General features: G+C 59.1%; 22 protein-coding genes and 1 other annotated feature. Of the genes, 13 read left to right on the top strand and 9 right to left on the bottom strand.

Features of this window, described 5'->3' with window-relative positions:
• The first annotated feature begins 110 nt into the window (after positions 1 to 110).
• From AGR1_RS07845 to AGR1_RS07825, 5 genes are all read left to right on the top strand, one after another.
• The gene (locus tag AGR1_RS07845) at positions 111 to 1,268 is read left to right on the top strand and encodes an AI-2E family transporter (protein ID WP_080793034.1); all 1,158 of its coding nucleotides are present in this window, start codon (positions 111 to 113) and stop codon (positions 1,266 to 1,268) included.
• A gap of 2 nt (positions 1,269 to 1,270) precedes the next feature.
• A complete protein-coding gene (gene hdaA / locus AGR1_RS07840; protein WP_149146630.1) occupies positions 1,271 to 1,999 on the top strand; it encodes a DnaA regulatory inactivator HdaA in 729 nt (242 codons plus the stop codon).
• The gene (locus tag AGR1_RS07835; RefSeq protein WP_348640584.1) at positions 1,996 to 4,299 is read left to right on the top strand and encodes an RNA degradosome polyphosphate kinase; all 2,304 of its coding nucleotides are present in this window, start codon (positions 1,996 to 1,998) and stop codon (positions 4,297 to 4,299) included. Before hdaA ends, AGR1_RS07835 begins: the two co-directional genes overlap by 4 nt.
• Positions 4,296 to 5,819 (top strand): exopolyphosphatase, encoded by a 1,524-nt coding sequence (gene ppx / locus AGR1_RS07830; protein ID WP_149146629.1) that lies wholly within the window; start codon positions 4,296 to 4,298, stop codon positions 5,817 to 5,819. Before AGR1_RS07835 ends, ppx begins: the two co-directional genes overlap by 4 nt.
• A gap of 85 nt (positions 5,820 to 5,904) precedes the next feature.
• Positions 5,905 to 6,477 carry a histidine phosphatase family protein gene (locus AGR1_RS07825; protein WP_149146628.1) on the top strand — a complete coding sequence of 191 codons (573 nt, stop codon included), beginning with the start codon at positions 5,905 to 5,907 and terminating at the stop codon, positions 6,475 to 6,477.
• 56 nt (positions 6,478 to 6,533) lie between these two features.
• Here the strand turns inward: AGR1_RS07825 and AGR1_RS07820 are convergent, their stop codons facing one another.
• The 3 genes from AGR1_RS07820 to AGR1_RS07810 all read right to left on the bottom strand — a co-directional run bounded on the left by AGR1_RS07820 (position 6,534) and on the right by AGR1_RS07810 (position 9,661).
• A complete protein-coding gene (locus AGR1_RS07820) occupies positions 6,534 to 6,881 on the bottom strand; it encodes a hypothetical protein (RefSeq protein ID WP_149146627.1) in 348 nt (115 codons plus the stop codon).
• A gap of 239 nt (positions 6,882 to 7,120) precedes the next feature.
• Positions 7,121 to 8,479: an esterase-like activity of phytase family protein gene (locus AGR1_RS07815; protein WP_149146626.1), complete on the bottom strand. Its 1,359-nt coding sequence runs from the start codon at positions 8,477 to 8,479 to the stop codon at positions 7,121 to 7,123.
• Positions 8,480 to 8,632: 153 nt separating this feature from the next.
• Positions 8,633 to 9,661, bottom strand: coding sequence for an adenylate/guanylate cyclase domain-containing protein (locus tag AGR1_RS07810; RefSeq protein ID WP_149147299.1), 1,029 nt, complete (start codon positions 9,659 to 9,661; stop codon positions 8,633 to 8,635).
• A gap of 222 nt (positions 9,662 to 9,883) precedes the next feature.
• Between AGR1_RS07810 and AGR1_RS29530 the strand changes: the two genes are divergently transcribed.
• On the top strand, positions 9,884 to 10,090 hold the full coding sequence (locus tag AGR1_RS29530; protein ID WP_187772077.1) for a hypothetical protein: 207 nt from the start codon (positions 9,884 to 9,886) through the stop codon (positions 10,088 to 10,090).
• A 68-nt stretch (positions 10,091 to 10,158) separates the two neighbouring features.
• On the opposite strand, the gene rnd is transcribed toward AGR1_RS29530, so the two are convergent.
• Positions 10,159 to 11,319 (bottom strand): ribonuclease D, encoded by a 1,161-nt coding sequence (gene rnd / locus AGR1_RS07800; RefSeq protein ID WP_149146625.1) that lies wholly within the window; start codon positions 11,317 to 11,319, stop codon positions 10,159 to 10,161.
• A gap of 82 nt (positions 11,320 to 11,401) precedes the next feature.
• The gene (locus tag AGR1_RS07795) at positions 11,402 to 12,673 is read right to left on the bottom strand and encodes an MFS transporter (RefSeq protein WP_149146624.1); all 1,272 of its coding nucleotides are present in this window, start codon (positions 12,671 to 12,673) and stop codon (positions 11,402 to 11,404) included.
• 191 nt (positions 12,674 to 12,864) lie between these two features.
• Between AGR1_RS07795 and aspS the strand changes: the two genes are divergently transcribed.
• From aspS to AGR1_RS07775, 4 genes are all read left to right on the top strand, one after another.
• On the top strand, positions 12,865 to 14,652 hold the full coding sequence (aspS, locus tag AGR1_RS07790; RefSeq protein ID WP_149146623.1) for an aspartate--tRNA ligase: 1,788 nt from the start codon (positions 12,865 to 12,867) through the stop codon (positions 14,650 to 14,652).
• Between the two features lie 2 nt (positions 14,653 to 14,654).
• Positions 14,655 to 15,131 (top strand): FUSC family protein, encoded by a 477-nt coding sequence (locus AGR1_RS07785; RefSeq protein WP_149146622.1) that lies wholly within the window; start codon positions 14,655 to 14,657, stop codon positions 15,129 to 15,131.
• Positions 15,132 to 15,386: 255 nt separating this feature from the next.
• Positions 15,387 to 16,838, top strand: coding sequence for a cell envelope integrity protein CreD (gene creD, locus AGR1_RS07780; RefSeq protein WP_187772076.1), 1,452 nt, complete (start codon positions 15,387 to 15,389; stop codon positions 16,836 to 16,838).
• A gap of 77 nt (positions 16,839 to 16,915) precedes the next feature.
• Positions 16,916 to 16,971, top strand: a sequence feature (sul1 is cis-regulatory element that is thought to sense ions involved in sulfur or methionine metabolism; They are found in Alphaproteobacteria).
• A 73-nt stretch (positions 16,972 to 17,044) separates the two neighbouring features.
• Positions 17,045 to 18,526 (top strand): SulP family inorganic anion transporter, encoded by a 1,482-nt coding sequence (locus tag AGR1_RS07775; protein WP_080790955.1) that lies wholly within the window; start codon positions 17,045 to 17,047, stop codon positions 18,524 to 18,526.
• A gap of 43 nt (positions 18,527 to 18,569) precedes the next feature.
• On the opposite strand, the gene AGR1_RS07770 is transcribed toward AGR1_RS07775, so the two are convergent.
• Positions 18,570 to 19,760, bottom strand: coding sequence for a hypothetical protein (locus AGR1_RS07770; protein ID WP_149146621.1), 1,191 nt, complete (start codon positions 19,758 to 19,760; stop codon positions 18,570 to 18,572).
• A 229-nt stretch (positions 19,761 to 19,989) separates the two neighbouring features.
• Between AGR1_RS07770 and parC the strand changes: the two genes are divergently transcribed.
• A complete protein-coding gene (gene parC / locus AGR1_RS07765; protein WP_149146620.1) occupies positions 19,990 to 22,242 on the top strand; it encodes a DNA topoisomerase IV subunit A in 2,253 nt (750 codons plus the stop codon).
• A 97-nt stretch (positions 22,243 to 22,339) separates the two neighbouring features.
• On the opposite strand, the gene AGR1_RS07760 is transcribed toward parC, so the two are convergent.
• The 3 genes from AGR1_RS07760 to hemB all read right to left on the bottom strand — a co-directional run bounded on the left by AGR1_RS07760 (position 22,340) and on the right by hemB (position 24,845).
• Entirely contained in the window at positions 22,340 to 23,098 is a 759-nt protein-coding gene (locus AGR1_RS07760) for an arginyltransferase (RefSeq protein ID WP_149146619.1), read from the bottom strand.
• A gap of 177 nt (positions 23,099 to 23,275) precedes the next feature.
• Positions 23,276 to 23,734 (bottom strand): RDD family protein, encoded by a 459-nt coding sequence (locus AGR1_RS07755; RefSeq protein WP_077982519.1) that lies wholly within the window; start codon positions 23,732 to 23,734, stop codon positions 23,276 to 23,278.
• A 97-nt stretch (positions 23,735 to 23,831) separates the two neighbouring features.
• Complete coding sequence (hemB, locus tag AGR1_RS07750) at positions 23,832 to 24,845, bottom strand: porphobilinogen synthase (RefSeq protein ID WP_080793027.1); 1,014 nt, start codon at positions 24,843 to 24,845, stop codon at positions 23,832 to 23,834.
• Between the two features lie 174 nt (positions 24,846 to 25,019).
• On the opposite strand from hemB, the gene AGR1_RS07745 reads away from it, so the two are divergent.
• The gene (locus tag AGR1_RS07745) at positions 25,020 to 25,457 is read left to right on the top strand and encodes a DUF6163 family protein (protein WP_003502204.1); all 438 of its coding nucleotides are present in this window, start codon (positions 25,020 to 25,022) and stop codon (positions 25,455 to 25,457) included.
• 234 nt (positions 25,458 to 25,691) lie between these two features.
• Positions 25,692 to 26,201 carry a MarR family winged helix-turn-helix transcriptional regulator gene (locus tag AGR1_RS07740; RefSeq protein ID WP_026363448.1) on the top strand — a complete coding sequence of 170 codons (510 nt, stop codon included), beginning with the start codon at positions 25,692 to 25,694 and terminating at the stop codon, positions 26,199 to 26,201.
• The last annotated feature ends 121 nt before the right edge of the window (positions 26,202 to 26,322 follow it).

Raw genomic sequence — 26,322 nt, 5'->3', positions numbered from 1 at the left:
GCGGGCGCTCTCCTTCTGCTCGCGCGTCAAAACGCCGGTCTTGACCACGTGCATATGCGCATCCTATCTCCATCATGGGCGGTGACGGCGCGGCGATAAAGGATGAACGGATGCAACCACATGTAAGCGGGACGAGCCTGCGCCGGCAGGTGTTTTTCTGGATCGGCGTGCTTGCCGTCTTTATCCTTTTCCTGATGGTCTTCAGCTCCATTCTCCTGCCTTTTGTGGCGGGCATGGCGCTCGCCTATTTCCTCGACCCGGTTGCCGACTGGCTGGAGCGGCGCGGCTTGAGCCGGCTGATGGCCACCGTCGTCATCCTCGTCTCCTTCGTGCTGATCTTCGCGCTGTCGCTCATCATCATCATTCCCCTGATCGTCGCCCAGGCCTCGGAATTCATCACGCGCATCCCGCAATATATCTCGTCGCTGCAGCAGCTGATTGCCGGCGCCGACACCAATCTCCTGCCGGATTGGGTGAGCAGCCAGATTGACGCCGTGAAGGAGAATTTTTCAAAGCTTTTGACCGAAGGCGCGGGTTTCATCGGCACGCTGCTGACGCAGATATGGAATTCCGGCAAATCGCTGGTCGATGTCGTGTCGCTTCTGGTCGTCACGCCCGTGGTCGCCTTCTATCTGCTGCTCGACTGGGACCGGATGATCGACAAAGTCGACAGCTGGATACCGCGCGATTACGTGCATACCGTTCGCCAGATCGCCCGCGACATGGACAAGACCATTGCCGGTTTCGTGCGTGGGCAGGGGTCGCTCTGCCTTATCCTCGGGGTCTATTATGCCGTCGGCCTGTCATTGGTGGGCCTGAATTTTGGCCTGCTCATCGGCCTTTTCTCCGGCCTCATCAGCTTCATTCCCTATATCGGCTCCATGGTCGGCCTCATCCTCGCCGTCGGCGTCGCCATCGTGCAGTTCTGGCCCGATTACATCTATGTGTTTCTGACGCTCGTCGTGTTCTTTTCCGGGCAGTTTATCGAAGGCAATATCCTGCAACCGAAGCTTGTCGGCAAAAGCGTCGGCCTGCATCCGGTCTGGCTCATGTTCGCCCTTTTCGCCTTCGGTGCGCTTTTCGGTTTCGTCGGGCTTCTCGTGGCGGTGCCGGCGGCGGCGGCGGTCGGCGTGCTTGTCCGCTTCGCCCTGTCGCGGTATCTTGAAAGCGATCTTTACCACGGGCATGCCGCCAACCTTCCCTGGGACACAAACCCCGCTTTGGAAGAAGGGGAAACGTCCTCCGGCAAGGTTGACTCTCAGAGCTGACGATGACTGACCAAATCAAAACCGACAACGCCCGGTCGAAGGCCGAGCAACTGCCGCTCGCATTCTCGCACCAGTCCGCTTCCGGCAGGGAGGATCTCCTGGTCTCCGCCTCGCTTGCGGCTGCCGTCAGCCTCATCGATGAATGGCCGAACTGGCGCTCACCCGTCGTCGTGCTGGCCGGGCCGCCGGGTTCGGGCAAATCGCATCTCGCCAATATCTGGAAAAATATCAGTGATGCGCGTGACATTCACCCCCAGACGGGTTCCGATGCCGCGCGTGCTGCCGAAACGGGACCGGTTCTTTTCGAGGACGCCGACCGGCGCGGTTTTGACGAGACCGAACTTTTCCATGTCATCAACAGCGTTCGCCAGCACGGCACGACGCTTTTGATGACGAGCCGGCAATGGCCGGCCGCATGGCCGGTGACGCTGCCCGATCTGCGCTCGCGCCTCAAAGCGGTAACGGTGGTGGAAACCGGCGAGCCGGACGAAGGGCTGCTGGCGCAGGTGCTGGTGAAACTCTTCGCCGACCGGCAGCTTTACATGGATGACAAACTCATAGGTTACATCGTCAATAGAATGGAGCGTTCGCTCGATACGGCGCAGACGATCGTGGATCGGATCGACCGTCTGGCGCTCGCGCGTGGAACGAGAATTACCCGTCCGCTGGTGGCGGAGGTCCTCAATGCGATGGACAACGCAACGGCGGGCAGCGGACTGGACGTCGAATGACTGTCACAGTTCCGTCGTCAAACTGTTATACGGGCAAGAAGGACGATCACGCGATGCAGCAGGATCACGGGACGGAAATCGGTCAGGGGATGGAACAGGGAATGGACGCTATCGCGCAGGAAGACTTCAACAAGGTTCAGCCCGTTGCCGAAGGCGAGAGCCTGTGGGACAGCCCGGCGCGTTTCATCAACCGCGAATTCTCCTGGCTCCAGTTCAACCGCCGCGTTCTCGAGGAAACGCTGAACACGGATCATCCGTTGCTTGAGCGGCTGCGTTTCCTGTCCATCTCGGCCGCCAACCTCGATGAATTTTTCATGGTCCGCGTCGCCGGCCTTGAAGGGCAGGTGCGCCAGAAGATCACCGTCAGGACGCCCGACGGCAAGACGCCGGCCGAGCAGCTCGAAGATATTCTGAAGGAAATCGATAATCTGCAGATGGAGCAGCAGGCATCGCTCGCCGTTTTGCAGCAATATCTCGCCAAAGAAGAAATTTTCATCGTGCGCCCCGCCGCACTTTCGGATGCCGACCGCATCTGGCTGGAAACGGAGTTCGAGGAACGCATGTTCCCCGTTCTGACGCCGCTCTCCATCGACCCGGCGCACCCGTTCCCCTTCATTCCCAATCTCGGCTTTTCCATGGGCCTGCAGCTCGACAGCGTCAACGGCCGCGAGCCGATGACGGCGCTTCTGCGCCTGCCGCCCGCGCTCGACCGTTTCGTGCGCCTGCCGGACGACAAGAACGCCATCCGCTACATCACGCTTGAAGATGTGGTCGGCCTCTTCATCCACCGGCTCTATCCCGGTTATACCGTGCGCGGTTCCGGTACGTTCCGCATCATCCGCGACAGCGATATCGAGGTGGAGGAAGAGGCGGAAGATCTGGTCCGCTTTTTCGAAAGCGCGCTGAAGCGCCGCCGCCGCGGTTCGGTCATCCGCATCGAGACCGATAGCGAAATGCCGCAGTCGCTCAGGCAATTCGTGGTGCATGAGCTTGGCGTGCCGGATAACCGCGTCGCCGTTCTGCCCGGTCTGCTCGCGCTCAACACCATTTCGGAAATCGTGCGCGCACCGCGCGACGACCTGAAATTCGAACCCTACAACGCCCGTTTCCCGGAGCGCGTGCGCGAACATGCCGGCGATTGCCTTGCCGCCATCCGCGAAAAGGACATGGTGGTTCACCACCCCTATGAAAGCTTCGACGTCGTCGTCCAGTTTCTGCTGCAAGCGGCACGCGACCCGGAAGTCCTGGCTATCAAGCAGACGCTCTACCGCACCTCCAACGACAGCCCGATCGTTCGCGCGCTGATCGACGCGGCCGAAGCCGGCAAATCCGTCACCGCGCTGGTCGAGCTGAAGGCGCGTTTTGACGAAGAAGCAAATATCCGCTGGGCGCGCGACCTGGAGCGCGCCGGTGTGCAGGTCGTCTTCGGCTTCATTGAACTGAAGACCCACGCCAAGATGTCGATGGTTGTGCGCCGTGAGGATGGCAAGCTGAGGACCTATTGCCATCTCGGCACCGGCAATTATCACCCGATCACCGCCAAGATCTACACCGACCTGTCCTTCTTCACATGCAACCCGAAGATCGCCCATGACATGGCGAATATCTTCAACTTCATCACGGGTTACGGCGAACCGGAAGAGGGCATGAAGCTGGCCGTTTCGCCCTACACGCTGCGCGCCCGCATCGTGAAGCACATCAACGAAGAGATCGAGCATGCCAAGCGCGGCGCGCCGGCGGCGATCTGGATGAAGATGAATTCGCTGGTCGATCCTGAAATCATCGATGCGCTTTACCGCGCCAGCGCCGCTGGCGTGGAGATCGACCTCGTCGTGCGCGGCATCTGCTGCCTGCGCCCGCAGGTGTCGGGCCTGTCGGACAATATCCGCGTCAAATCCATCGTCGGCCGCTTCCTCGAGCACAGCCGCATTTTCTGCTTCGGCAATGGTTTTGGCCTGCCGTCCGACAAGGCGCTGGTCTATATCGGCTCGGCCGACATGATGCCGCGCAACCTTGACCGCCGTGTGGAAACGCTGGTTCCGCTCACCAATCCCACCGTGCATGAGCAGGTTCTTTCACAGATTATGCTGGGCAATCTCATTGACAACCAGCAGAGCTACGAGATACTTGCGGACGGAACGTCGAGGCGCATCGAGGTGCGTAAAGGCGAAGAACCGTTCAACGCGCAGCACTATTTCATGACCAATCCCAGCCTTTCCGGACGTGGTGAAGCCTTGAAATCCAGTGCGCCCAAATTGATTGCCGGGTTGATTTCGTCCCGCAAGAAACAGGCTGAATGACTCGATCAGAAGCACAGGGGCGGCTGACCGGCCTTGCCCCCGTTTCCGTCATAGATATTGGTTCGAACTCCGTTCGGCTTGTCGTATATGAAGGTCTTTCCCGCGCGCCCGCCGTGCTGTTCAACGAAAAGGTTCTGTGCGGCCTTGGCAAAGGACTGGCGCTGACGGGGCGCATGCATGAGGAGGGCGTTACCCGCGCTTTGATGGCGCTGAGGCGCTTCCATGCGCTTTCCGAGCAGGCCCAGGCGCAGAAGCTTTATGTACTGGCGACGGCGGCCGCGCGTGAGGCGGAAAACGGTCCGGATTTTATCCGTGAGGCTGAAGCCATCCTCGGCTGCGAGATTGAGGTGCTGTCGGGTGAAAAGGAAGCGCTTTATTCCGCCTATGGCGTGATCAGCGGTTTCCATGATCCAGACGGTATCGCCGGCGACCTCGGTGGCGGTTCGCTCGAACTCATCGACATTAAGGGTAAGAGCTGCGGCGAGGGCATCACCCTGCCGCTCGGCGGCCTGCGGCTGTCGGAGCAGTCGGACGGTTCGCTGGAAAAAGCGGCGACGATTGCCAGAAAACACGTCAAATCCTTCGCCAAACTTCTGGCGGCGGGTGAGGGGCGCACCTTTTACGCGGTGGGCGGCACCTGGCGAAACATCGCCAAGCTGCATATGGAGATATCGGGCTATCCGTTGCATATGATGCAGGGCTACGAATTGCCGCTGGCGGAAATGCTGAATTTTCTCGAGGAGGTCATCGTCTCCCGGGATAGCAAGGATCCGGCCTGGCAGGCGGTCTCCAAGAACCGCCGTTCGCTTCTGCCCTTCGGCGCCATCGCCATGCGTGAGGTTCTGAGGGCAATGAAACCGGCCAAGATCGCCTTCTCCGCGCAGGGCGTGCGTGAGGGGTATCTTTATTCGCTGCTGACGGAAGCCGAGCGCGAAGCAGATCCGCTGCTGGTCGCGGCGGATGAGCTTGCTATTCTGCGCGCCCGCTCGCCCGAACATGCGCGTGAACTGGCGGACTGGAGCGGCCGCACCTTCCCGGTCTTCGGCATCGACGAGACAGAAGAAGAAAGCCGTTACCGGCAGGCGGCCTGCCTTCTCGCCGATATCAGCTGGCGCGCCCATCCCGATTATCGTGGGTTGCAGGCGCTCAACATCATCGCCCATTCCTCCTTCGTGGCGATCACCCATCCCGGCCGCGCCTATATTGCGCTCGCCAATTATTATCGCTTCGAAGGCCTGAACGACAACGGCACCACGCAGCCGCTCGCCGCCATGGCGGGAGACCGGTTGCAGGAACTCGGCAAGCTGCTGGGCGGCCTGCTGCGCGTCGTCTATCTTTTCTCGGCCTCGATGCCGGGCGTTGTCGACCACCTGAAATTTCGCAAATCCGATAATTCGGAACTGGATCTGGAATTCGTCGTGCCGCACGATTATTGCGATTTCGCCGGCGAGCGACTGGATGGCCGCCTGCAGCAATTGGCGAAGCTGACGGGCAAGCGGCTGGCGTTTGTGTTCGAGTGAACCGAGAAAGCGGTACGGCAAGCTTATTGTGGCTTTCGTCGCCCCGACGAATGATTAAAGCGCTAAGAAACGGCAGCGGATCGTCATGATCTATTTGGTGCGTCACGGTGAGACCGTGTGGAATACGCTCGGTCGGTATCAGGGGATCAAGGATTCACCCCTGACCTCCCATGGCGTAAGGCAGGCGAATATCGTCGCGACGTTGCTCAAACGCGATATTGCCGGCAGCGAACAATCCTTAGAATTCTGTGTCAGCCCGCTCGGCAGAACGCAGCAGACGGTCGCTATTCTACAGTCGATCTTACCGCTCCATAAAAATGACGACGAACGGCTGATGGAGGTTTCGGCGGGTTCGTGGGACGGCTTGACGAAATTTGAGATCGAACATGAATTTCCGGGAGCGCTTTGCGGATCGACTGCTTACGACTGGTATTTCAAATCACCGGATGGAGAGAAACTCGATCAAGTCTGCAATCGGGCAAGGGCATGGCTGGCAACGGTGCGCAAGCCGACGATTGCCGTCTCTCACGGTCTTTTCGGGAGAATTTTGCGGGGTGTATATCTCGATATCTCCATCCCGGAAATGCTTGAACTCGAGGTTCCTCAAGATGGATTTTTTATTCTCGATAATGGATGCGTCCGGGCCGTCTGCGGTTAGAGACCTCTGAAACATTGCCCGACTGCCTCTTTACTTCAAATATGTAAATCCGGGGTTCACCCGTGCCCCAGTGCCTTCCTGATGCAGGCGCTGAGATAGGCATATTGCAACGGCGTTATCGTCGCCATGGCTTCGGTCCGGCTGGCAAGCCTGTCCTGATAGCCGACCGGAATATCGAACTGGCTGAAGGTGAAATCCCAGCGGGCGCCTTCAACGATATTGTAAAAATGCTCGGTGCCGTTTACGGCGGTTTTGGCGAGTTCGCCGCCAAAAATATCCTGCACCACCAGCGCGGTGACGCTGCCTTGCCCCTTGGCAGGGTTTTCGCGCGACCAGAGGCCGCTCGTCTCGCCCGACCAACTTTTCTTCAGGGCGTAATAAAGTCTTTCTGCATTGTCCTGCATGAAACGTCTTCTTTTCCACAAGCATGTTTCGGTTAAAACATTTTCAGCAGAAGTGCGCTCGGTTTACGTCTGAAAATGCATAAAAACAAAGAGTTAGAGCAATGGAGGTGAGCCGGTGTTCACCGGCGTTGCTCTAGCTCGGGAAAATCGCAACGGAGCACCATGCAGACATTTGTGTCTGCAAGGCGCTCCGTCGGGATCATTCGCAGCCGTCAAAGCAAGTGACAGCAGTCTTGGTCTTACTTCGCGTCCAGCAGGTCCTTGACCTCCAGCAGGACGAATTCGTTGTCGTCAGCCTTGTCCAGGGATCGACCGGCCGAGAAGGGCAGGTTGTTGTCGTTGCCGACGATGATATGGGTGGCATCAACGCGGTCGACATTCTCGATGGTGACGAAAGGCATGTCGTAATAGCCGTTGCCGCCGCCCTGACGCTTCTTGTTGTCCGGGTCGGAGATCTTCATCAGGTCTATATAGCCGATCTTGCGTGCGGCCTTGCCGATATTGGCGTCGTTGAATTCGATCTTGTAGATGCGCTTCAGCTTGGCAGGGCGGGCGAAGCAGTCCGCGGCTGGAGCCTTGGGGTCGGCGCAGGCCTTGTCGGCGGCGCCGGCGCCGTTGTCGCGCTCGATGACGAGGGCGGTCGCGTCATCCAGCATGTTGAAGTCGCCGATTGCCTCGCCGCCTTCCGCCAGCGGATAAAGCCAACTGCGGCCGGTCCATTCCTTCTTGGCGGTGTCGAGTTCAATGATCCGCAGCGCGGTCGCGCCGTCTTCGGTTTTTTCCACCTGGCCGTCGGCTGTGTAAAGCGGGCCTTCCAGCAGGCCGTAGAGCTTTGAGCCGTCCTTGGAGAGCGCCATGCCCTCATAACCGCCTGAACGCTTCAGGTTGAAGGCGGGCATTTTCTGCGTGGGATTGCCGGGCAGGGCAAGAGCCGGATGGTCGGGAGACTTCACCTCGATGTCGCCGGCCTTGGTAGAGATGACGTCGGTCAGCTTACCGTCGCGGGTGAATTTCAGGATGTAGGGACCGAATTCCTCGCCGACCCAGAAACCATCGGCAACCGGCTGAATGGATTCGACGTCGAAATCCGCGCCCGTCAGGTAACGCGTGCTCGAGCCTTCCAGAACGATGGGAAAGGGCGCCTTCATGTCAGGATCGGAAAGGAACACGGTTTCAAGCGCATTGACCTTTCCGGCGTCCCACTCGAACTTCAGGTGGTGAAGCATCAGCATGGCGTCGCTGGAATTCAGCTTGGAACCGAAACCGTTGTCGGAAAGGCTCCAGAAGCTGCCGTCCGGCATCGCCTTGATGCCGGAAAAACCCTGCATCGGCTGGCCGTTGAACGGCATGGAAAGGCCGGTCAGGCGCACGCCGTCCTTGCCGGGCACAGTGCCGAGACCTTCCGCGCGCTTGCGGTCGGCGGTGGTGAATTTGGCGGAGGTCTTGAGGTGCTGCGGCGCATCGGCGGGCGCTGCGATAATTGTGTTGGCCGGCAGGATGGCGTGGGAGACCAGCTTTGCCGGAAATTCCTTTTCCGTCGCATGCGCCGCGGCGGCGAGTGCGAAAAACGCGAAAGGTGCGAAAAGAATATGCTTCATGATGGAGACCCCTCTCAAGACCTGTTGAAGACAGGATTGACGCGATAGGGGTGTCGCATGACAGGCAGGTGATTGCCGTTTGAAGCTTTAATGAATTTTGATGACGGCCATCATCGGCAGATGGGCCGCACGGCTTTTTTCCGTCGATGGTCCTTATGCGACGGGCGCCTGATATTGGCTGAGCGTGCAAACGCCCAGCGTCTGGCCACGGCCCTTGACGGCATGTTCGCCCAGATATTCGCTGCGCACGCCCTTGGGAAGCACCAGCTGATGGACGAGGTCAGCGGAAATCAGCACCGGATGGCCGAGCATCTTGCTCAGCGATTCGAGCCGCGAGGTCGTGTTCACCGTGTCGCCGAAATAGGTGATCTTGTGATGGTCGACGCCGATTTCCGCTGTAATGACCGGTCCGCCATGAATGGCGAAGCGCAGGCGCGGCACCTCGCCGAAGCGGGAAAGCCACACGTCGCGGGAATTTTCAATGGTCGCCTGAATATCGAAGACGCAGCGCACGCATGCCGCCCGCCTTATCGCCATGTGATAGGGCCAGGTGATGATGGCGGCGTCGCCGATATAGTCGTCGATGACGCCGCCGTGTTTTCTGACCGGTGCGGCATAGCTTGCAAAGATTTCCCCGAGAAATTCCTGGGCCTTCAGGTCGCCATGGGTCTCGGCGAAGGAGGTGGAGCCGACGAGATCGATGAAGATGAAGACGCGGTCTTCGCTGACCGGGCGGCGATAACGCCCCAGGATAAGGTCGATGAATATATCGCGGCCGAGAAGCTCTCGCACCCGCATGATGAAGACGATGATGCCGCAGACAATGAGGGTGAAGATCAGCGTCTGCAGTTCGGCATGGACGGCGCGTTTCCAGGTACCTGGAAATATCCCGCTCAACCACAGGATCGTGCCGCCAAGCCCGAAGCCGCAAAAGACGAGGATGGCATAAATGACGAGGCCGACGACGATATAGGCCGGCGTCGGCAGGGCGCTCACCTGCCGCGACAGGCCGGGCATGATGTAACCGCGCTCGAAGGCGAGAATCGGCGCACAGGCAAACAGCGCATAGGTCGCGCCGATCAATGCACCGCCGCCATATTCCAGAAAGGCGTAGGCCACACCGCTGCCGGCCACGGCAACGAAGAGCACCACGTAATCCAGAATGGGCAGCAATTTTCTCATGTCGGTTCTTGGGTCTCGGGAAGGGAAGGCTTTGGTCTTGGGAAAGAAGGGCAGGCCGCTCCCTTCTTGCGAAGCTTCTGTTGAGGTCATATGCGACATTAATGTGGAAAAAGCGCCGCAAAAAGTGAGCAATCGGTAAGGTTGCATGAAGGATTGGTAAGGCTGTTGCGCCGTTGCCGCAAAATCGGCGTTGCCGCTCTTATACGCCTGATAGGATGTTCTATGATAGGCGGTTTCAAGCGGGGATTGCGGCCAGTCATCCGGCGAGCGTTTCGACCATTTGACGGGGAAGGCGGCGAAACGCAGCCGGTTGCCGTCGATCCAGGCCCGGTCGAACAGCGTTTCTCCCGTGCGGGCGAAGGTGATGGCAGCGCAGGTGGGGCCGTCAATGGTGAAGGAAATGTTCTCCTTCAGCCGCTCAAGCCGTAGCCCATGCCTTTCGGGTCGCGATTATAGCGGTCGACGATGTCGCCATCGGGGTGGAGAGCGGCGGGCCGTTACGGCTCGCTTGCCGCAACCTCCACCGCCTCGACCTTCTTGCCGGCAAAGCGCAGCGCGACTTCGCCATTGATGAGTTTCAGCGCCACATCGCCGAAGAGTTCCCGCCGCCAGCCGGTCAGCGCCGCCACGGTCGCCTTCTCGCCCTCGGCGGCGATCTTGTCCAGATCGTCGCTATTGGCGATGACCTTGGCGGCGACGCCGTGCTTGTCCGCCGTCAGCTTCAGCAGAACTTTCAAAAGTTCCACCGCGGCGCCGGAGCCTTCCGGTGCGTGGCTGTGACGCGGCGCCTTCGGCATCTCTTCTTTCGGCAGTGCCAGCGCCGCATTCACCGTTTCGATGATGGCGGTGCCGGAGGCGGAGCGTTCCCAGCCCTTGGGAATGGTGCGAAGCCGCGACAGCGCCTCGGCGTCCTTCGGCTGCTGCTGGGCAATTTCGAAGATTCCATCGTCCTTCAGCACACGCGACCGCGGCACGTTGCGCGACCGCGCCTCACGCTCGCGCCAAGCGGCGATGAATTTGAGGATCGCAAGTTCCGTCGGCTTTCGCAGACGCGATTTCAACCGCAGCCACGCATCGTCGGGGTGCATGTCATAGGTGTCGCGCGATTCCAGAATATCCATCTCTTCGGTCAGCCACAGCGAGCGGCCTTCGCGTTCCAGCTGTGCCTTCAGCGCCAGATAGACATCGCGCAGATGGGTCACGTCGGCCAGCGCATAATCCAGCTGCTTTTCGGTCAGCGGACGACGGCTCCAGTCGGTAAAGCGCGAAGATTTGTCGATCTGCACATTCTTGATCTTCTGGACCAGCTGGTCGTAGGAAATCGAATCACCGAAACCGCAGACCATGGCGGCGACCTGCGTATCGAAGATCGGATGCGGAATGAGGCCGCCGAGATGGTAGATGATCTCGATATCCTGCCGTGCGGCGTGGAAAACCTTCACGACATTTGGATTGGCCATCAGTTCGAACATCGGGGTCAGATCGATGCCCTTGGCCAGCGGATCGACCAGCACCTCGAGCGTCGGGCTTGCCATCTGCACGAGGCACAGCTCCGGCCAGAAGGTTGTTTCCCGCAAAAATTCGGTGTCGATGGTGATGAATTCCGATTTCGCCAGTTCCGTGCAGGCTTCGGCGAGGGCGGCAGTCGTTTCAATCATTGCAAATGGCCACTCGTGAAAATTATCCGTCTTACTTTCCCTTTGCCGGGCGCATGTCAATACAAAGCCCGCTTTTCAAGGCTCATGCATCGTTTTTCTCGGGCGGATCGGGCTCTGGCCCATCCTTTTTGGGTGGGTTGGGGGCGGCGAGCTTCTGGAAATAGGCCGAAGTGCGCAACAGCGAACTGAACCGCCAGTTTCTCTCCTCAAGTGGTACGCCTTCGCGCACCTGCAGCCGGTAAATCGTGTAAGCGATGAAAACAATTTGTATTGCGGCCGTATAGCTGAACAGCGCCTTCGGGCCGAAATGATCGATCAGGACGGAGGCGAGAAGCGGCCCGACTGTCGCTCCGACAGACCAGAAGAACAGCAGTCCAGCCGACATCATCGCATGTTCGCCTTCCTTGGCGTGGTCGTTGCCGTGGGCGGAACTCAATGAATAAAGCGGCAGGGCAAAAGCCCCGAAAATGAAGACGCCGATGATATTACTCCATTCATCGGTGCCGGCAAAGAAAGCGAGAAACAGGCCGACAATGACGGAGCCGGCGGTGGTGGCGAGAATGATGATGCGCCGGTCGTAACGGTCGGAATAAACGCCGAGCGGATATTGCAGCACGACCCCGCCGATAATGCCCGCACTCATGAAGGTGGCGATGGCGGTAACGGAAAAGCCGATCTGCTCGGCATAGATCGGCCCGATATTGCGGAATGCCGCCATGCTGAGGCCGACCGCCACGCAACCGACGACCGCAAGCGGGGAAATGCGCCAAACGGCGAAAAGGTCGAAGGGAATCTGTTTCGGCGGGGCAGGGTTGGACTTGTCGGCAAGCGAGATCGGCACAAGCGACAGCACCAGCGCTATCGCAATTAACGAAAACACCACCGGACCTTCGACACCCATCACGGCAATGACATATTGCGCCAGCGTCACGGAGCCGAGATCGACGAAACGATAGATGGAGAGCGTGCGCGCCCGATTGGAGTTGGTGACCTGCGCGTTGATCCAGCTTTCGATGGCCGCGAAAAGACAGGCAACCGCAATGCCGATGACGAAACGCATCAGCATCCAGAACACGGGATGGATGAGGAGCGGCATGGCGATCGCTGCGGCGGATGCGACGGCCGCCATGGTGGCGAAGGTGCGAATATGGCCGATCTTGCGCAGAAGCCGCGTCACCGAAATGCAGCCGAGCGCGAATCCAATGCTATAGGCGGCGCTGATGAGGCCGATGGTGCTGGCGGAAAAACCTTCGGAGAGACCGCGCAACGCTATATAGGTTCCCTGCAGGCCGTTGCCGCCGATCAGGATACCGGCGGTGACGAGAAGCGGGATAAGAGGTCTGATCTGGCTCATTGCGGGCCGACTCGGTTTGGCGGGCTGGATTAGTCCTATCTAAAGCGAAGGCAGGGGAAAGGACAGGCTGAAGGCGACATTGTTGTGCTTTGCCTTGACAAATCAGGCTGGCCATGCGCTTTTCCGGCAAATTTCGACAGTGCCGCCCATCTGGCCTCCAACGGGCTCACGACACGTTCCAGGATAAAAAAATGCATCGTTACCGCAGCCACACCTGTGCCGCTCTCCGCAAGTCCGACGTCGGCGAAACCGTTCGCCTTTCCGGTTGGGTTCATCGCGTGCGAGATCATGGCGGCGTTCTCTTCATCGACCTTCGCGACCATTACGGCATTACCCAGGTGGTTGCCGATCCCGACAGCCCGGCCTTCAAGGTTGCGGAAACCGTGCGCGGCGAGTGGGTCATCCGCATCGACGGCCTCGTCAAGGCGCGTTCGGAAGACACCGTCAACAAGGGCATGGCGACCGGCGAGATCGAGCTTTACGCCCAGGAGATCGAGGTTCTCGGCGTCGCCAAGGAACTGCCGCTGCCGGTCTTCGGCGAGCCCGACTACCCCGAAGACGTTCGCCTGAAATACCGCTTCCTCGATCTTCGCCGCGAGACGCTGCACAAAAACATCGTCAAACGCACGCAGATCATCTCCGCCATGCGCACCGGCATGGCCGATGCCGGCTTTGCCGAATATACGACGCCGATCCTCACGGCCTCCTCGCCGGAAGGCGCGCGCGACTTCCTCGTGCCTTCGCGTATTCATGAGGGCAAGTTCTTCGCGCTGCCGCAGGCCCCGCAGCAGTACAAACAGCTTCTGATGGTGGCCGGTTTCGACCGCTACTTCCAGATCGCGCCGTGCTTCCGCGATGAAGATCCGCGCGCCGACCGCCTGCCGGGCGAATTCTACCAGCTTGACGTCGAAATGAGCTTCGTGACCCAGGAAGATGTCTGGACCACGATGGAGCCGATGATGACGGCCGTCTTCGAAAAGTTTGCCGAAGGCAAGCCTGTCACCAAAGAGTGGCCGCGTATTCCCTATGACGAGGCAATCCGCAAATACGGTTCCGACAAGCCGGACCTGCGCAACCCCATCGTCATGGAGGCCGTGACCGAGCACTTCGATGGTTCGGGCTTCAAGGTCTTCGCCAACATGATCGCCTCCAACCCCAAGGTTCAGGTCTGGGCCATCCCGGCCAAGACCGGCGGTTCACGCGCTTTCTGCGACCGCATGAACGCCTGGGCGCAGTCTCAGGGCCAGCCCGGCCTCGGTTACATCTTCTGGAAGGAAGAAGACGGCAAGGTTGGCGGCTCCGGCCCGCTCGCAAAGAACATCGGCGAGGAACGCACCGAGGCGCTGCGCCAGCAGCTCGGCCTTGAGGCAGGCGATGCCTGCTTCTTCGTCGCCGGTGATCCCGCCAAGTTCTACAAGTTTGCCGGTGAAGCGCGCACCCGCGCCGCCGACGAACTGAACCTGATCGACCGCGACCGTTTCGAAATGTGCTGGATCGTCGACTTCCCCTTCTTCGAATATAACGAGGAAGAAAAGAAGATCGATTTCGCCCACAACCCCTTCTCCATGCCACAGGGTGGAATGGAAGCGCTGGAAGGGCAGGACCCGCTGTCCATCAAGGCTTACCAGTATGACGCGGTCTGCAACGGCTTCGAAATCGCCTCTGGTTCGATCCGTAACCAGTCGCCCGAGTTGATGGTCAAGGCCTTCGAAAAGGTTGGCCTCAGCCAGGCCGACGTGGAAGAGCGCTTCGGCGGTCTTTACCGCGCCTTCCAGTACGGCGCGCCTCCGCATGGCGGTTGCGCATTCGGCATCGACCGTGTCGTCATGCTGCTGGTCGGCGCGAAGAACCTGCGCGAAATCACGCTGTTCCCAATGAACCAGCAGGCGCAGGATCTCCTGATGAACGCGCCGTCGCCGGCAACGCCGACGCAGCTTCGCGAACTGGCGCTGCGCGTCGTTCCGTCCAAGAAAGACTGATCGTGTTGAAGACGCTGCTCGACCGGGTTCGCGCAGCCTTCACCCGTGCATTGGCGGCCGCACTTGCGGCCGCTTTTGCGTTCTGGGTGGCGCATCGGTGGCTTGGCCATCCGCAACCCGTCTTTGCCGCGATCAGCGCGCTTATCTGCCTTGCTCCGGGAATTCCAAGCCATGTCCGTCAGGGCCTTGGCCTGATGGTTGGTGTCACCATCGGCATTCTCGTCGGGGAGGTCGCACTCCTTGTCCCACATGATTTCGCTGAAATCCGGCTGGCCTCGGCGACCTTCATCGCCATGATCCTCGCCTCCATGTTCGGCCTGCCGCCGGTCGTGCCGATACAGGCTGGCGCTTCAGCGATGCTGGTGCTCCTGATGGGGCCGCAGGTTGCCGGGCTTGTCCGTTTTGTCGATGTTATTGTGGGCGTGGCGACCGGTGTGGCCGTAGCGCTCGTTTTCTTTCGCGAGCGGCTGAAGCTCTAGCTCCGCTTGCGCTCATCACTTTCGCCCCAAAGCCAGCTACCACTCGGGGTGTGGTCTATTGCTGGCACACCAATCCCGGCATTGTCACAATTTTTCCGCGAGATTTACCGAATTCCGCGAATAAACGGCCGAAATCCAACCCCAGTATGGAACTGTATCCGATTCGGGGATGCAAGCCGCCTGATTTTAAAACTGGGACGGCGCCAGCCGAAATTTATCCGGTTCTGGCGCGATCATATTTATGAGGATTTTAGAATGGTACACGAGACGAACAAAGAGCCGCCCCCGGCGGTCGGACCGCTTCCCTCAGCCATGCCACGCGGCAATTTTGTCGCCAGCCTGCGTTCACCGGGCGCAAAGTTTCTGATGATAGGTTTCATCTCGTTGGTTCTGCTGGTCCCGCTCATGCTTGTTTGGGGGTTGACGGAAGAGCGAGCCTCCCGTGCAAGAGAGGTTTCCGGACGGATCGCGAACGGGTGGGGCGGCGATCAGGTTGTGAACGGCCCTTATCTTGCTGTGCCCTTCGACGTGGAGCGCCGCCGCGAGGTTGATGGCCGAACCATCGTGGATCGCGTGACGGAGTGGGCGCTGGTCATGCCGGAAACGTTGCAGGTGACAGCGGACCTCAAAACCGAGGAAAAGAAGCTCTCGATCTACAGCTTGCCCGTCTATAACGGTGATCTCGTGCTCAAGGGCCGCTTCGGGCAGGGAATCCTGACAGATCTCGCCCGTTTTGCCGGCACACCGCGCCTCGACAACGCCATTCTCGTCCTCAGCATAGAGGATATTACTGGTATAAGGTCGAGCGCCGGGGTTCGGATAAACGGCGGCGCAGTTTTGCCGTTCGATCCCGGTATGCGCGATATTTCTGTGATCTCAAGCCGCGCCGGTGAAAACAGCTCCATAAGATCAGATGCGGGCGTGCACAGGCCGATCGACAGAAACCTGATCGAGAGCGGCTTTGATTTCGATATCGCATTCTCGCTGAATGGGTCGGGCAGTTTCGCCGTCGCACCCGCCGGGCAGACGACGGGCTTTACGGCAAAAGCCGATTGGCCGCATCCGGGTTTCGAAGGCCTGTTCCTGCCGGAAATCAAAACGGTCACGGCTTCGGATTTCAACGCCAGCTGGACGATTCCCTATCTCGCAAGGGGCATAGACCGTGTGGTGGAGGGGCCGAGGTTACCGCTCTCCAACAGCCTGATGACGATCAATCTCGTTGAGCCGGTGAAGTTCTATCAGGTCATCGCCCGAACTTTAAAATATTCCATCGGCTTCATCTCGCTTGTCTTCCTCGCCGTCTTCATTGTGGAACTCAAGGGCGGCAGCGTGGTGCACTGGATACAATATGTGCTGACGGGTCTGGCACTCATCGTCTTCTACGTGCTGCTTCTCGCGCTCGCCGAACATACGGGTTTCACCGTTGCCTATGCGGCGGCCTCCTTCTCCACAGCGGCGTTGATTGCCTTTTATCTTGGCAGTGCCACCCGCAGCCGCAGCAACGGTCTTTCGCTTTTCAGCGTTCTGGCGGTGGCCTATGGCGTAATGTATCTGGTCTTGAATGAGGACGAGTATGCGTTGCTTGCCGGCGCGGTTATATCGTTCATCGCCATCGCGGCGACCATGTTTGCAACACGCAGAGTGGACTGGTCTGGAGCGGCTGTTTCGATCGACGTCGCAAACAACACACGGACCAACGCCACCTAAGGTGGGATAGCTTGATCTTAAAAGCGGGCGCACAACTTGCGGCCCGCTTTTTTGCCGTTTATAGATGGGTCATTCACCACGGACCCGGTGAAATTCCGGGTGGCTCTTCTGGCCGCCGATCCGCCAGACAACGCAAAGCACCGACATTTTTTCGATCTACCGGACATGGCTCCGGCCGGTGCGTCATTCTTTGCGAAAAAAATTAAATGAACAGATTTCAGACTTACAGACGTGAGTGGTTTTCCAATATTCGCGGCGATCTCCTTTCCGGCATCGTCGTGGCACTGGCGCTCATTCCCGAAGCCATAGGCTTTTCCGTCATCGCTGGTGTCGATCCGAAGGTGGGATTGTTCGCCTCCTTCGCCATCGCCTGCGTTTCCGCCTTCACCGGCGGCAGGCCGGGGATGATCTCGGCGGCAACCGCCGCCACCGCCGTCCTGATGGTCACGCTTGTCAAGGAACACGGGCTGCAATATCTCTTCGCGGCCACTATCCTCATGGGTGTACTGCAAATCGCGGCGGGATTTGCGAAACTCGGCCGGGTCATGCGTTTCGTATCGCGCTCGGTGATGACCGGTTTCGTCAACGCACTGGCGATCCTCATCTTCATGGCGCAATTGCCCGAACTGATCGGCGTGCCAGTTGAGACCTATGTTATGATCGCAGCCGGTCTAGCGATCATCTATCTCTTTCCGCTGGTCACGAAGATCATCCCGTCACCGCTGGTCGCCATCGTCGCCCTGACCTGCGTTGCGGTTTTCTCCGGCATGGATATCCGCACGGTCGGCGATCTCGGCGAGTTGCCCTCGACGCTGCCGATATTGGCCCTGCCGCAGGTGCCGCTGACCTTCGAGACGCTGCAGATCATCTTTCCCTATTCCGTCGCGCTCGCCGCTGTCGGTCTTCTGGAATCGCTGCTGACGGCGCAGATCGTCGACGACATGACGGATACGGGCAGCAACAAGAGCCGGGAATGCATCGGGCAGGGGACGAGCAACATTGCCTCCGCCCTCATCGGCGGCATGGGCGGCTGCGCCATGATCGGCCAGTCCGTCATCAATGTCAGTTCCGGCGGCAGGGGCCGCTTGTCCACTTTCGTCGCGGGCGCGTTCCTGCTGTTCCTCATCCTGGTGCTGGATGATCTCGTGCGCATCATTCCCATGGCCGCGCTGGTGGCGGTGATGATCATGGTTTCCATCGGCACATTCTCGTGGCGCTCCATTCTTGATCTGCGCCGCAATCCGCCATCCTCCAGCATCGTCATGCTGGTGACGGTCGGCACCGTGCTCGCGACCCACGATCTCGCAAAGGGTGTGCTGGCCGGCGTCCTTCTTTCGGGCGTATTTTTCGCTGGCAAGGTCTCAAAGCTTTTCCATGTCCGGCCGGCGCTTTCGGCCGATGGCCGGGAGCGGATTTATCGCGTGGATGGCCAGATTTTCTTCGCTTCGACAGAAAGTTTCATCGCCGCCTTCGATTTTGCCGAGGAGGCTGAGGCGGTGACGATCGATGTCAGCCAAGCGCATCTGTGGGATATTTCCGCGGTCGGCGCGCTGGACAAGGTGGTGCTGAAATTCCGTAAGGCTGGCAAGCGGGTGGAGGTGATCGGCGTCAATGAGGCGAGCGCCCATATGATCGACCGTTTCGCCCTGCATGACAAGCAGGAAGGCGCCACAGCCCCAATGCATTAAGTGCAAATGAAAAGCCCCGGTCTTAAACCGGGGCTTTGTCGTCCTATTCGTTTGCCGTCACCGTCACGCCGAGCATTTTCGGCAGGGTGTTCGGCGCGCCCATTGCAGCGCCCATGATCATCGGGAAGGGAACCGGCTTTTCCGGCTCCGCCGTAATCGAGAAGTTTTTCGGATTATCGATATAGGTGTTGACGGCCGCCGACACCATGTTCTGCAACTCCGGCACGTTGAGCGAAGCCATCATGATGGGGGCCATGCCCTTGATGGTCTGGGCAAGCTGATCGCCCGTCATGCCCTGCTGGCTTGCGGCATAGTCGATGGCGCGCTTGGTGATGCTGGCGTCTTCGAAGCTGATCTCCGCGTTGATGAAGGACAACTGCTGCATCAGGCCGAGCATGGCGAGGCTTGCTGCCTGATCCGCCTGCTCCTTGTTCGGATTGGCGGCCTGCGCCTTCACCGTCTCCTGCATCGACTTGATGAAGGCGAGCGTGTAGCCGGAAAAACCGAACGACATGTTGAGACGGCCGACATCATCGAGGTCGATGGCGTATTCTTCAACATCGATGGTACCGGAGGCCACTTCCCAGCTGCCGCTCATGGTCATGTCGCCGGAGAGCGCCTGCAGCTTCAGCTTTTCGATCGCGTCCTTGGTCGCGGGATCAGTGACTTCGCTGAGATCGGCCTTGAAACCGGAAGCGTCAAGGTCGAAGCCGATGGAATTCTTGTCATCGCTGACCGACATCGTCGCGCTGGTTTCCTCAAGCGAGAAAGCCTGTTTGCCGTCGAAAGAAACGGAGATCGGGCCGCTATGCGCTTCGTCATAAAACATCAGCGCATCGATGGTGCCGGTGGTGGAGTCTGCGGGAATGACGAGACCGGAGATGTAGATGTCGCTCGCCTTGATCTCAACCTTGTCCTGCTGGTAGTCGATATCGTCAAAACGGGCGTTCTTGATTTTGTAGCCGCCGTTGTTTTCCTCGACGCCTTCGAGCGTGATATTGCCAACCGGGATTTTCTTGGCCGGATCAGCGACCGGGTTGAAGGTCACGCTGTTCAGGGTCACCGTCGAGCCGTTAACGGCGACGGAGCCGGCAGCGATCTCGCCGCCCTGTGCGGCATAGGCCGCATTGATCTTCTTCAGAACATCCCCGCCATCCAGCGCGAAAGCGGGCGCCGAAAGCGTAAGAAGCGCGGCGCTCGCGAAAAGAACCTGCCGGGTGGATTTCAGTCTCATGATGTTTCTTCCCTCAACGTACGGCTGTGCACCGTGTTCGAATTCGAATGCTGATACTTATATTCGCGATTATTCAAAGGTCTATAGGATTTAGATCGATTCCCATGACGGCGGCATTGCGGCATTTGCAACGCGGTTAACAAAAAATCGCATGAAAGGGTTGCGTTCATCCACAGGTGCGACCCCTGAATTTCTTGCCGGGAATCGGCATTTCCGCTAGTCAAGCACCATGGGAAAAAATCTTGTACCTCCGTCCGGCGGAGACGATAACATCCATCCGGTCGATTTGAAGGCGGCGCTTGAAGAGCGCTACCTCGCTTACGCCTTGTCCACGATCATGCATCGTGCGCTGCCGGATGTACGCGACGGCCTGAAGCCGGTTCACCGGCGTATTGTCTACGCCATGAGCGAAATGGGTCTGCGGCCCAATTCCGCCTTCCGCAAATGCGCGAAGATTGTCGGCGAGGTGATGGGTAACTACCACCCCCATGGCGATCAGGCGATCTACGATGCGCTGGCGCGTCTGGCGCAGGATTTCTCGCTCCGTTATCCGTTGGTGGACGGCCAGGGCAATTTCGGCAATATCGATGGCGATAGCCCCGCCGCCATGCGTTACACCGAAAGTAAGATGACGGCGGTGGCCGAGCTTCTGCTCGAGGGTATCGGCGAGGACGCGGTCGATTTCCGCGACACCTATGACGAGTCAAATTCAGAGCCGGTTGTTCTGCCGGGCGCGTTCCCGAATCTGCTGGCGAACGGAGCATCCGGCATCGCCGTCGGTATGGCCACGTCAATCCCGCCGCACAATGCTCATGAATTATGCGATGCGGCGCTCTATCTTATCAAGCATCCCGAAGCGTCGGTGGAGAAGCTGGTGGAATTCATTCCCGGCCCCGATCTTCCGACGGGCGGCGTGATTGTCGAAAGCCGCGAGAATATTCTCGATGCCTATAAGACCGGTCGTGGCGGTTTCCGCGTGCGCGCCAAATGGGAGACGGAAGATCTCGGCCGCGGCGGTTACCAGATCGTCATCACCGAAATACCCTTCCAGGTGCAGAAATCGCGCCTGATCGAGAAGATCGCCGAGCTGCTGATTGCCCGCAAGCTGCCGCTTCTTGAGGATATTCGCGACGAATCCGCCGAAGACGTGCGAATCGTGCTGGTGCCGAAGAGCCGAACGGTCGATGCGACGCTCTTGATGGAATCGCTGTTCCGCCTGTCTGACCTCGAAAGCCGACTGCCGCTCAACATGAATGTGCTATCGCTCGGCAAGGTGCCGAAGGTGATGGCGCTGAACGAGGTGCTGAGCGAGTGGCTGGCGCACCGCAAGGACGTTCTTGTCCGCCGTTCCCGCCACCGTCTGGCGGCCATCGACCGCAGGCTGGAAATTCTGGGCGGCCTGCTTGTCGCCTATCTCAATATCGATGAAGTCATCCGCATCATCCGCGAGGAGGATGAGCCGAAACAGGTGATGATGGCGAAATGGTCGCTGACGGACCTGCAGGCCGAATCCATCCTCAACATGCGACTGCGCAATCTGCGCAAGCTCGAGGAATTCGAAATCCGCAAGGAGTTCGACGACCTCAGCAATGAGAAGGCCGAAATCGAAGCGCTGATCGCCTCCGACGACAAGCAGTGGCAGACGGTCGCCTGGGAAATCGGCGAGGTCAAAAAGAAATACGCCAAGGCGACCGAGATCGGCCGCCGCCGCACGCAGTTCGCGGATGCGCCGGATGCCGATATCGAGGCCATTCAGCAGGCGATGATCGAGAAAGAGCCGGTCACCATTGTCATCTCGCAGAAGGGCTGGATCCGGGCGCTGAAGGGGCACATGTCCGATACCTCGTCGCTCACCTTCAAGGAGGGCGATGGCCCGAAGCTCGCCTTCCCGGCGCAGACGACCGACAAGCTCTTGCTGCTGACGACAGGCGGCAAGGCCTATACGCTGGGTGCGGACAAGCTGCCGGGCGGACGCGGCCATGGCGAGCCGATCCGCATCATGGTCGACATGGAGAACGATCAGGATATCCTGACCGCCTTCGTCCACGATCCCGCGCGCAAGCTGCTGCTCGTCTCCACCGCCGGCAACGGTTTCATCGTGGCGGAAAGCGAGATGATCGCCAACACCCGCAAGGGCAAGCAGATCATGAATGTCTCCATGCCTGACGAAGCCAAACTCGCCGTACCGGTCACCGGCGACCACGTCGCCGTCGTCGGCGAAAACCGCAAGCTGCTCGCCTTCCCGCTGGCGCAGGTGCCGGAAATGTCGCGTGGCAAGGGCGTGCGCCTCCAGCGCTACAAGGATGGCGGCGTTGTCGACGTGAAATGTTTCGCGCTTGCCGAGGGCCTCAGCTGGTCCGACACGGCCGGGCGTCTCTTCAACAAGGTCGGTGAAGAGCTGCGCGAATGGCTGGCCGACCGCGCCACCGTTGGCCGCACTGTGCCGAAGGGCTTTCCGCGTAGCGGGAAATTTGGTGGGTAATATCTGAAAGACGTCCTTGGAGATTGTCTGGGGGCGTCTTTCCCGCCTTTGTTTCGCTGTCCAAGCCGAACATGTGCTTCAGGACTTGGCGAACCCATTATTCTCCTTCGGGATGGTAAACCTCCCACCCGCGCGGCGTCAGATGCTCCTGCGGATGATAGCGGGTCTTGTACCCCATCTTTTCCGAACCATCGACCCAATAGCCGAGATAGACATGCGGCAGGCCGAGCGCGCGGGTGCGGGTGATGTGGTCGATGATCATGAAAGTGCCGAGCGAGCGTTTTTCGAGATCGGGGTTGAAGAAGGAATAGACCATAGACAGGCCGTCGCTCATCACGTCGCTCAGCGCCACGGCCAGCAGTTCGCCGCGCTTGCTGGAATCGATGCCGGAACCGGGTTCTCTCACGCGGTATTCGATGATGCGGGTATTCACATGCGTGTCTTCGACCATGATCGCATAGTCCAGCGCCGACATGTCGGACATGCCGCCGGACTGGTGGCGGTGGTCGAGGTAGCGGCGAAACAGGGCGAATTGTTCGGTGGAGGGCTCGGCGGCATGAACCGTGGCGACGACATCCTTATTGGCGGCAAGAACGCGTCGCATCGATTTCGTCGGCTGGAACTGCTCGGAGAGGATACGCACGGACACGCACGCGCGACAGGTTTCGCAGGCCGGGCGATAGGCGATGTTCTGCGAACGCCTGAAACCGCCCTGAGTCAGCAGATCGTTCATTTCCGCGGCGCGCGGGCCGACCAGATGGGTGAAGACCTTCCGCTCCATCTGGTTCGGCAGATAGGGGCAGGTGGCCGGCGCCGTAAGATAGAATTGGGGAGAGGGCGTCGCCTGCGTGTTCATCGAACCGTGATCGCCTCCTGCGTCTGTTATGAAAGCGCGCCGCGATTTCACGGGGCTGGCGGCGGCGCTTCAAGCGACATGCATAATGCCACAGAATGGCAAAATGACGGAAAACGTCAACTGCGGGATGAGGTATTGTAAGGGTTGAAAGCCGCGTTTACGTGGCTTTCCGCCATATTAGCGCGTTCTGACGATAACGGTGCCAAGCAGGAAGTCGTGAACGAGGCGCGAGCGCTCGGTAAACAGGCCTGCAAGCAGGATCAGCGGCGTCAAAACCGAGTTGATGACCCAGAAAAGCACGATGTGAACGGTCGAGAGCAGGAAATCGATTCGCCGTCCGTCCATGCGCGCCATCGCGATCCCCATTGCCCGCATCCCCGGAGTGGCCTGCGACGGGCCACCGAGCGTCATGCCGAAATAGAGCACCGCAACGATGACGAACAGCGCCGGATAAAGGAAGAAGCCGAGACCCAGCGTGATAATGCCGAGGAAGAAAACAATCACGGCAGCCGGGATACACAAGAGGAGCACGATCGCGTAATCGATCAGAAACGCGAAGACCCGTCGGCTCAGGACGCCGCTATAGGCGCGCCAGTCATCCGGTGCGGCATAGGTGGGGTTCTGGTCGAGGCTCATCGGTCGTTTTCTCCTGAGAGGGCATGACAGCGCGGCATGAGTGCCGTGTCAGCAGACAATATGGGAAGAAAACGACCGAATACAATAAGCGTGGGCTTTAGCCCTTTGCCAGTTTGCGTGCGGCCTCAATGGCGAAATAGGTGAGTACGCCATCGCAGCCCGCACGCTTGAAACAGAGAAGTGTTTCCATCATCACCCGCTCGCCGTCGATCCAGCCATTCATGGCGGCCGCCTTGATCTGGGTATATTCGCCGGACACCTGATAGGCGAATGTCGGCAGGCCGAAATTCTCCTTCAGCCGCCAGCAGATATCGAGATAGGGCAGGCCAGGCTTGACCATCAGCATATCGGCGCCTTCCTCCACGTCGAGTGCTGCGTCGCGGATAGCCTCCATGCCATTGGCGGGGCTGATGTAATAGCTGTTCTTGTCGCCTTTCAGCAGGCCCGCCGTCGAGATTGCCTCGCGATAGGGGCCGTAATAGCCCGACGAGAATTTCGTGGCATAGGCCATGATTCCGACATTCTGGTGCCCGGCGGCGTCGAGACCACGGCGAATGGCGCCGATGCGACCATCCATCATCTCGGATGGGGAGATAATGTCCGAGCCTGCCTCCGCCTGAAGGATGGCCGCCCTGACGATCTGATCCACAGTCTCGTCGTTGACGATCTCGTCGCCCCGCAAAATACCGTCATGCCCATGGCTGGTGAAAGGGTCGAGTGCGACATCGGTGATCATGCCGATATTGGGAACGGCTTTTTTGACCGCAATCGTCGCCTGATTGATGAGATTGTTTGCCTCGAGCGCGTTCGAGCCGGTCTCGTCGCGTAGCTCCATCTCGATATTCGGGAAGGTGGCGATGGCGGGAATGCCGAGATCGGCGGCCTCTTTCGCTGCTTCGACCAGTTTGTCGACGCTCATACGATTGACGCCGGGCATAGCCGGGATAGGCTCGATAATATTGCTGCCAGGCACGACGAAGACCGGCCAGATGAGATCGTCGACGGTCAGGCGGCTTTCCTGCACCAGACGGCGCGTCCAATCCGCCTTGCGATTGCGCCGCATGCGGCGATGGCCGGTGATCTCGTCGACCAGATGCGTTTTGTCCTGCATGTCAGAATGTCCTTCGATCAAATTTCGAAAGCTGCATATCATGAAGCGTGGCCCATGCGAATGCGACAATCTTCCCTCATGAGCGTCCTGCGACGACGATGATGCTTTGACAAGGTGGACGGCGAGATTCAATATGGGCTGGTCGCCCGTTCGTCGAGACCGTATCTTCCGGCCATGGAACCTGATTCTCAACCTCTGCCGAAACGCCCGCTCGCGGAAATCCTCTTTCTGGTCTTCATGAGGCTGGTTGCGGTTTCCTGTTTCTGGTTCGGCCTGCAATATTGGGCGATGCTGACAGGTTATTCGCTTGGCGGCCATGGGCGGTTCGATATGCTGAACCTGCCCTGGCGCGTGGCTGGCAGTGCGCTGGCCGTTATTTTCCCCGTTGCAGCACTCGGTCTATGGCTCGGAGCCTCCTGGGGCGCGGTCATGTGGGTCATGGGCGCGGGTGCGCAGATCGCCATGTATAAGGTGTGGCCGCATATCTTCGGCGCCAACACGCTCGTACCCGTCATGCACGGCCTTGTGGCAACCATTTATATACTATTCCTGGTCGCTTTCTGGCTGGATCAGCGCCAGAATGAAGAGCGCGCAAGAATTGATTTACCATAAGAATAAAGCAATTCGGCCTGATTTCGGGCCGCATTTCATCGCTAAGCTGTTGATTTATAAAGGGCTGCCCCCAAGCATTCCCGCTTCGCCGTAAGTCGGGCTCTCTGGAGAAAATGCAGGTAACCATTTGTTAATCGTAGCTTTTAAGTAGAATTTTATGCGCATTGATTAGGTTCTCACTCAAGGCGGGAGACAAACAAACACACCGCCAAACAAAACAGTGAGGCAGTCATGATCAATAGCAAAGTTAAGCCGCAGGCCGTTGTTGCCGATGCACATGAAGATACCATCCGCTCGCTCTACATGGAGTCGCTGCACCTGGTGGAACGCCTCCACCGCCGCCTCCTCGATGTCATCAAGGACGAGTTCGACCGTCAGGGTCGCGATGACGTCAACGCCGTTCAGGCCCTGCTGCTGTTCAACATCGGCAATTCCGAACTGACGGCCGGCGAGCTTCGTTCGCGTGGTTATTACCTCGGCTCGAATGTCTCCTACAACGTCAAGAAGCTGGTCGATCTCGGTCTCATCAACCACCAGCGTTCTCGCGTCGACCGCCGCTCGGTCCGCATCAGCCTGACCGAAAAGGGCCAGGAAATCGCCGAAACGGTCGCCCGCCTTTATGAACGCCACGTCGGCTCGATCGAAAAGGTCGGCGGCATCGGCACGGGCGAGTTCTCCGAGATGAACAAGCTGCTGCAGCGCCTCGATCGCTTCTGGAACGACTCGATCGCTTACCGCCTGTAACCGCAAGACGGTTCCACTGTTTAAGCCGGGAGCATTATTTTGCTTCCGGCTTGCGGATTCCGCGTTCCGCGGTTTTCTCTGTCACGCATAACCCCTGTTCGAGCCTTCGCGCTGTTTTTCA

Source organism: Agrobacterium sp. B1(2019) (assembly GCF_008274755.1).
GTDB lineage: Bacteria > Pseudomonadota > Alphaproteobacteria > Rhizobiales > Rhizobiaceae > Agrobacterium > Agrobacterium salinitolerans.
This window is presented reverse-complemented; position numbering and strand designations above follow the sequence as displayed.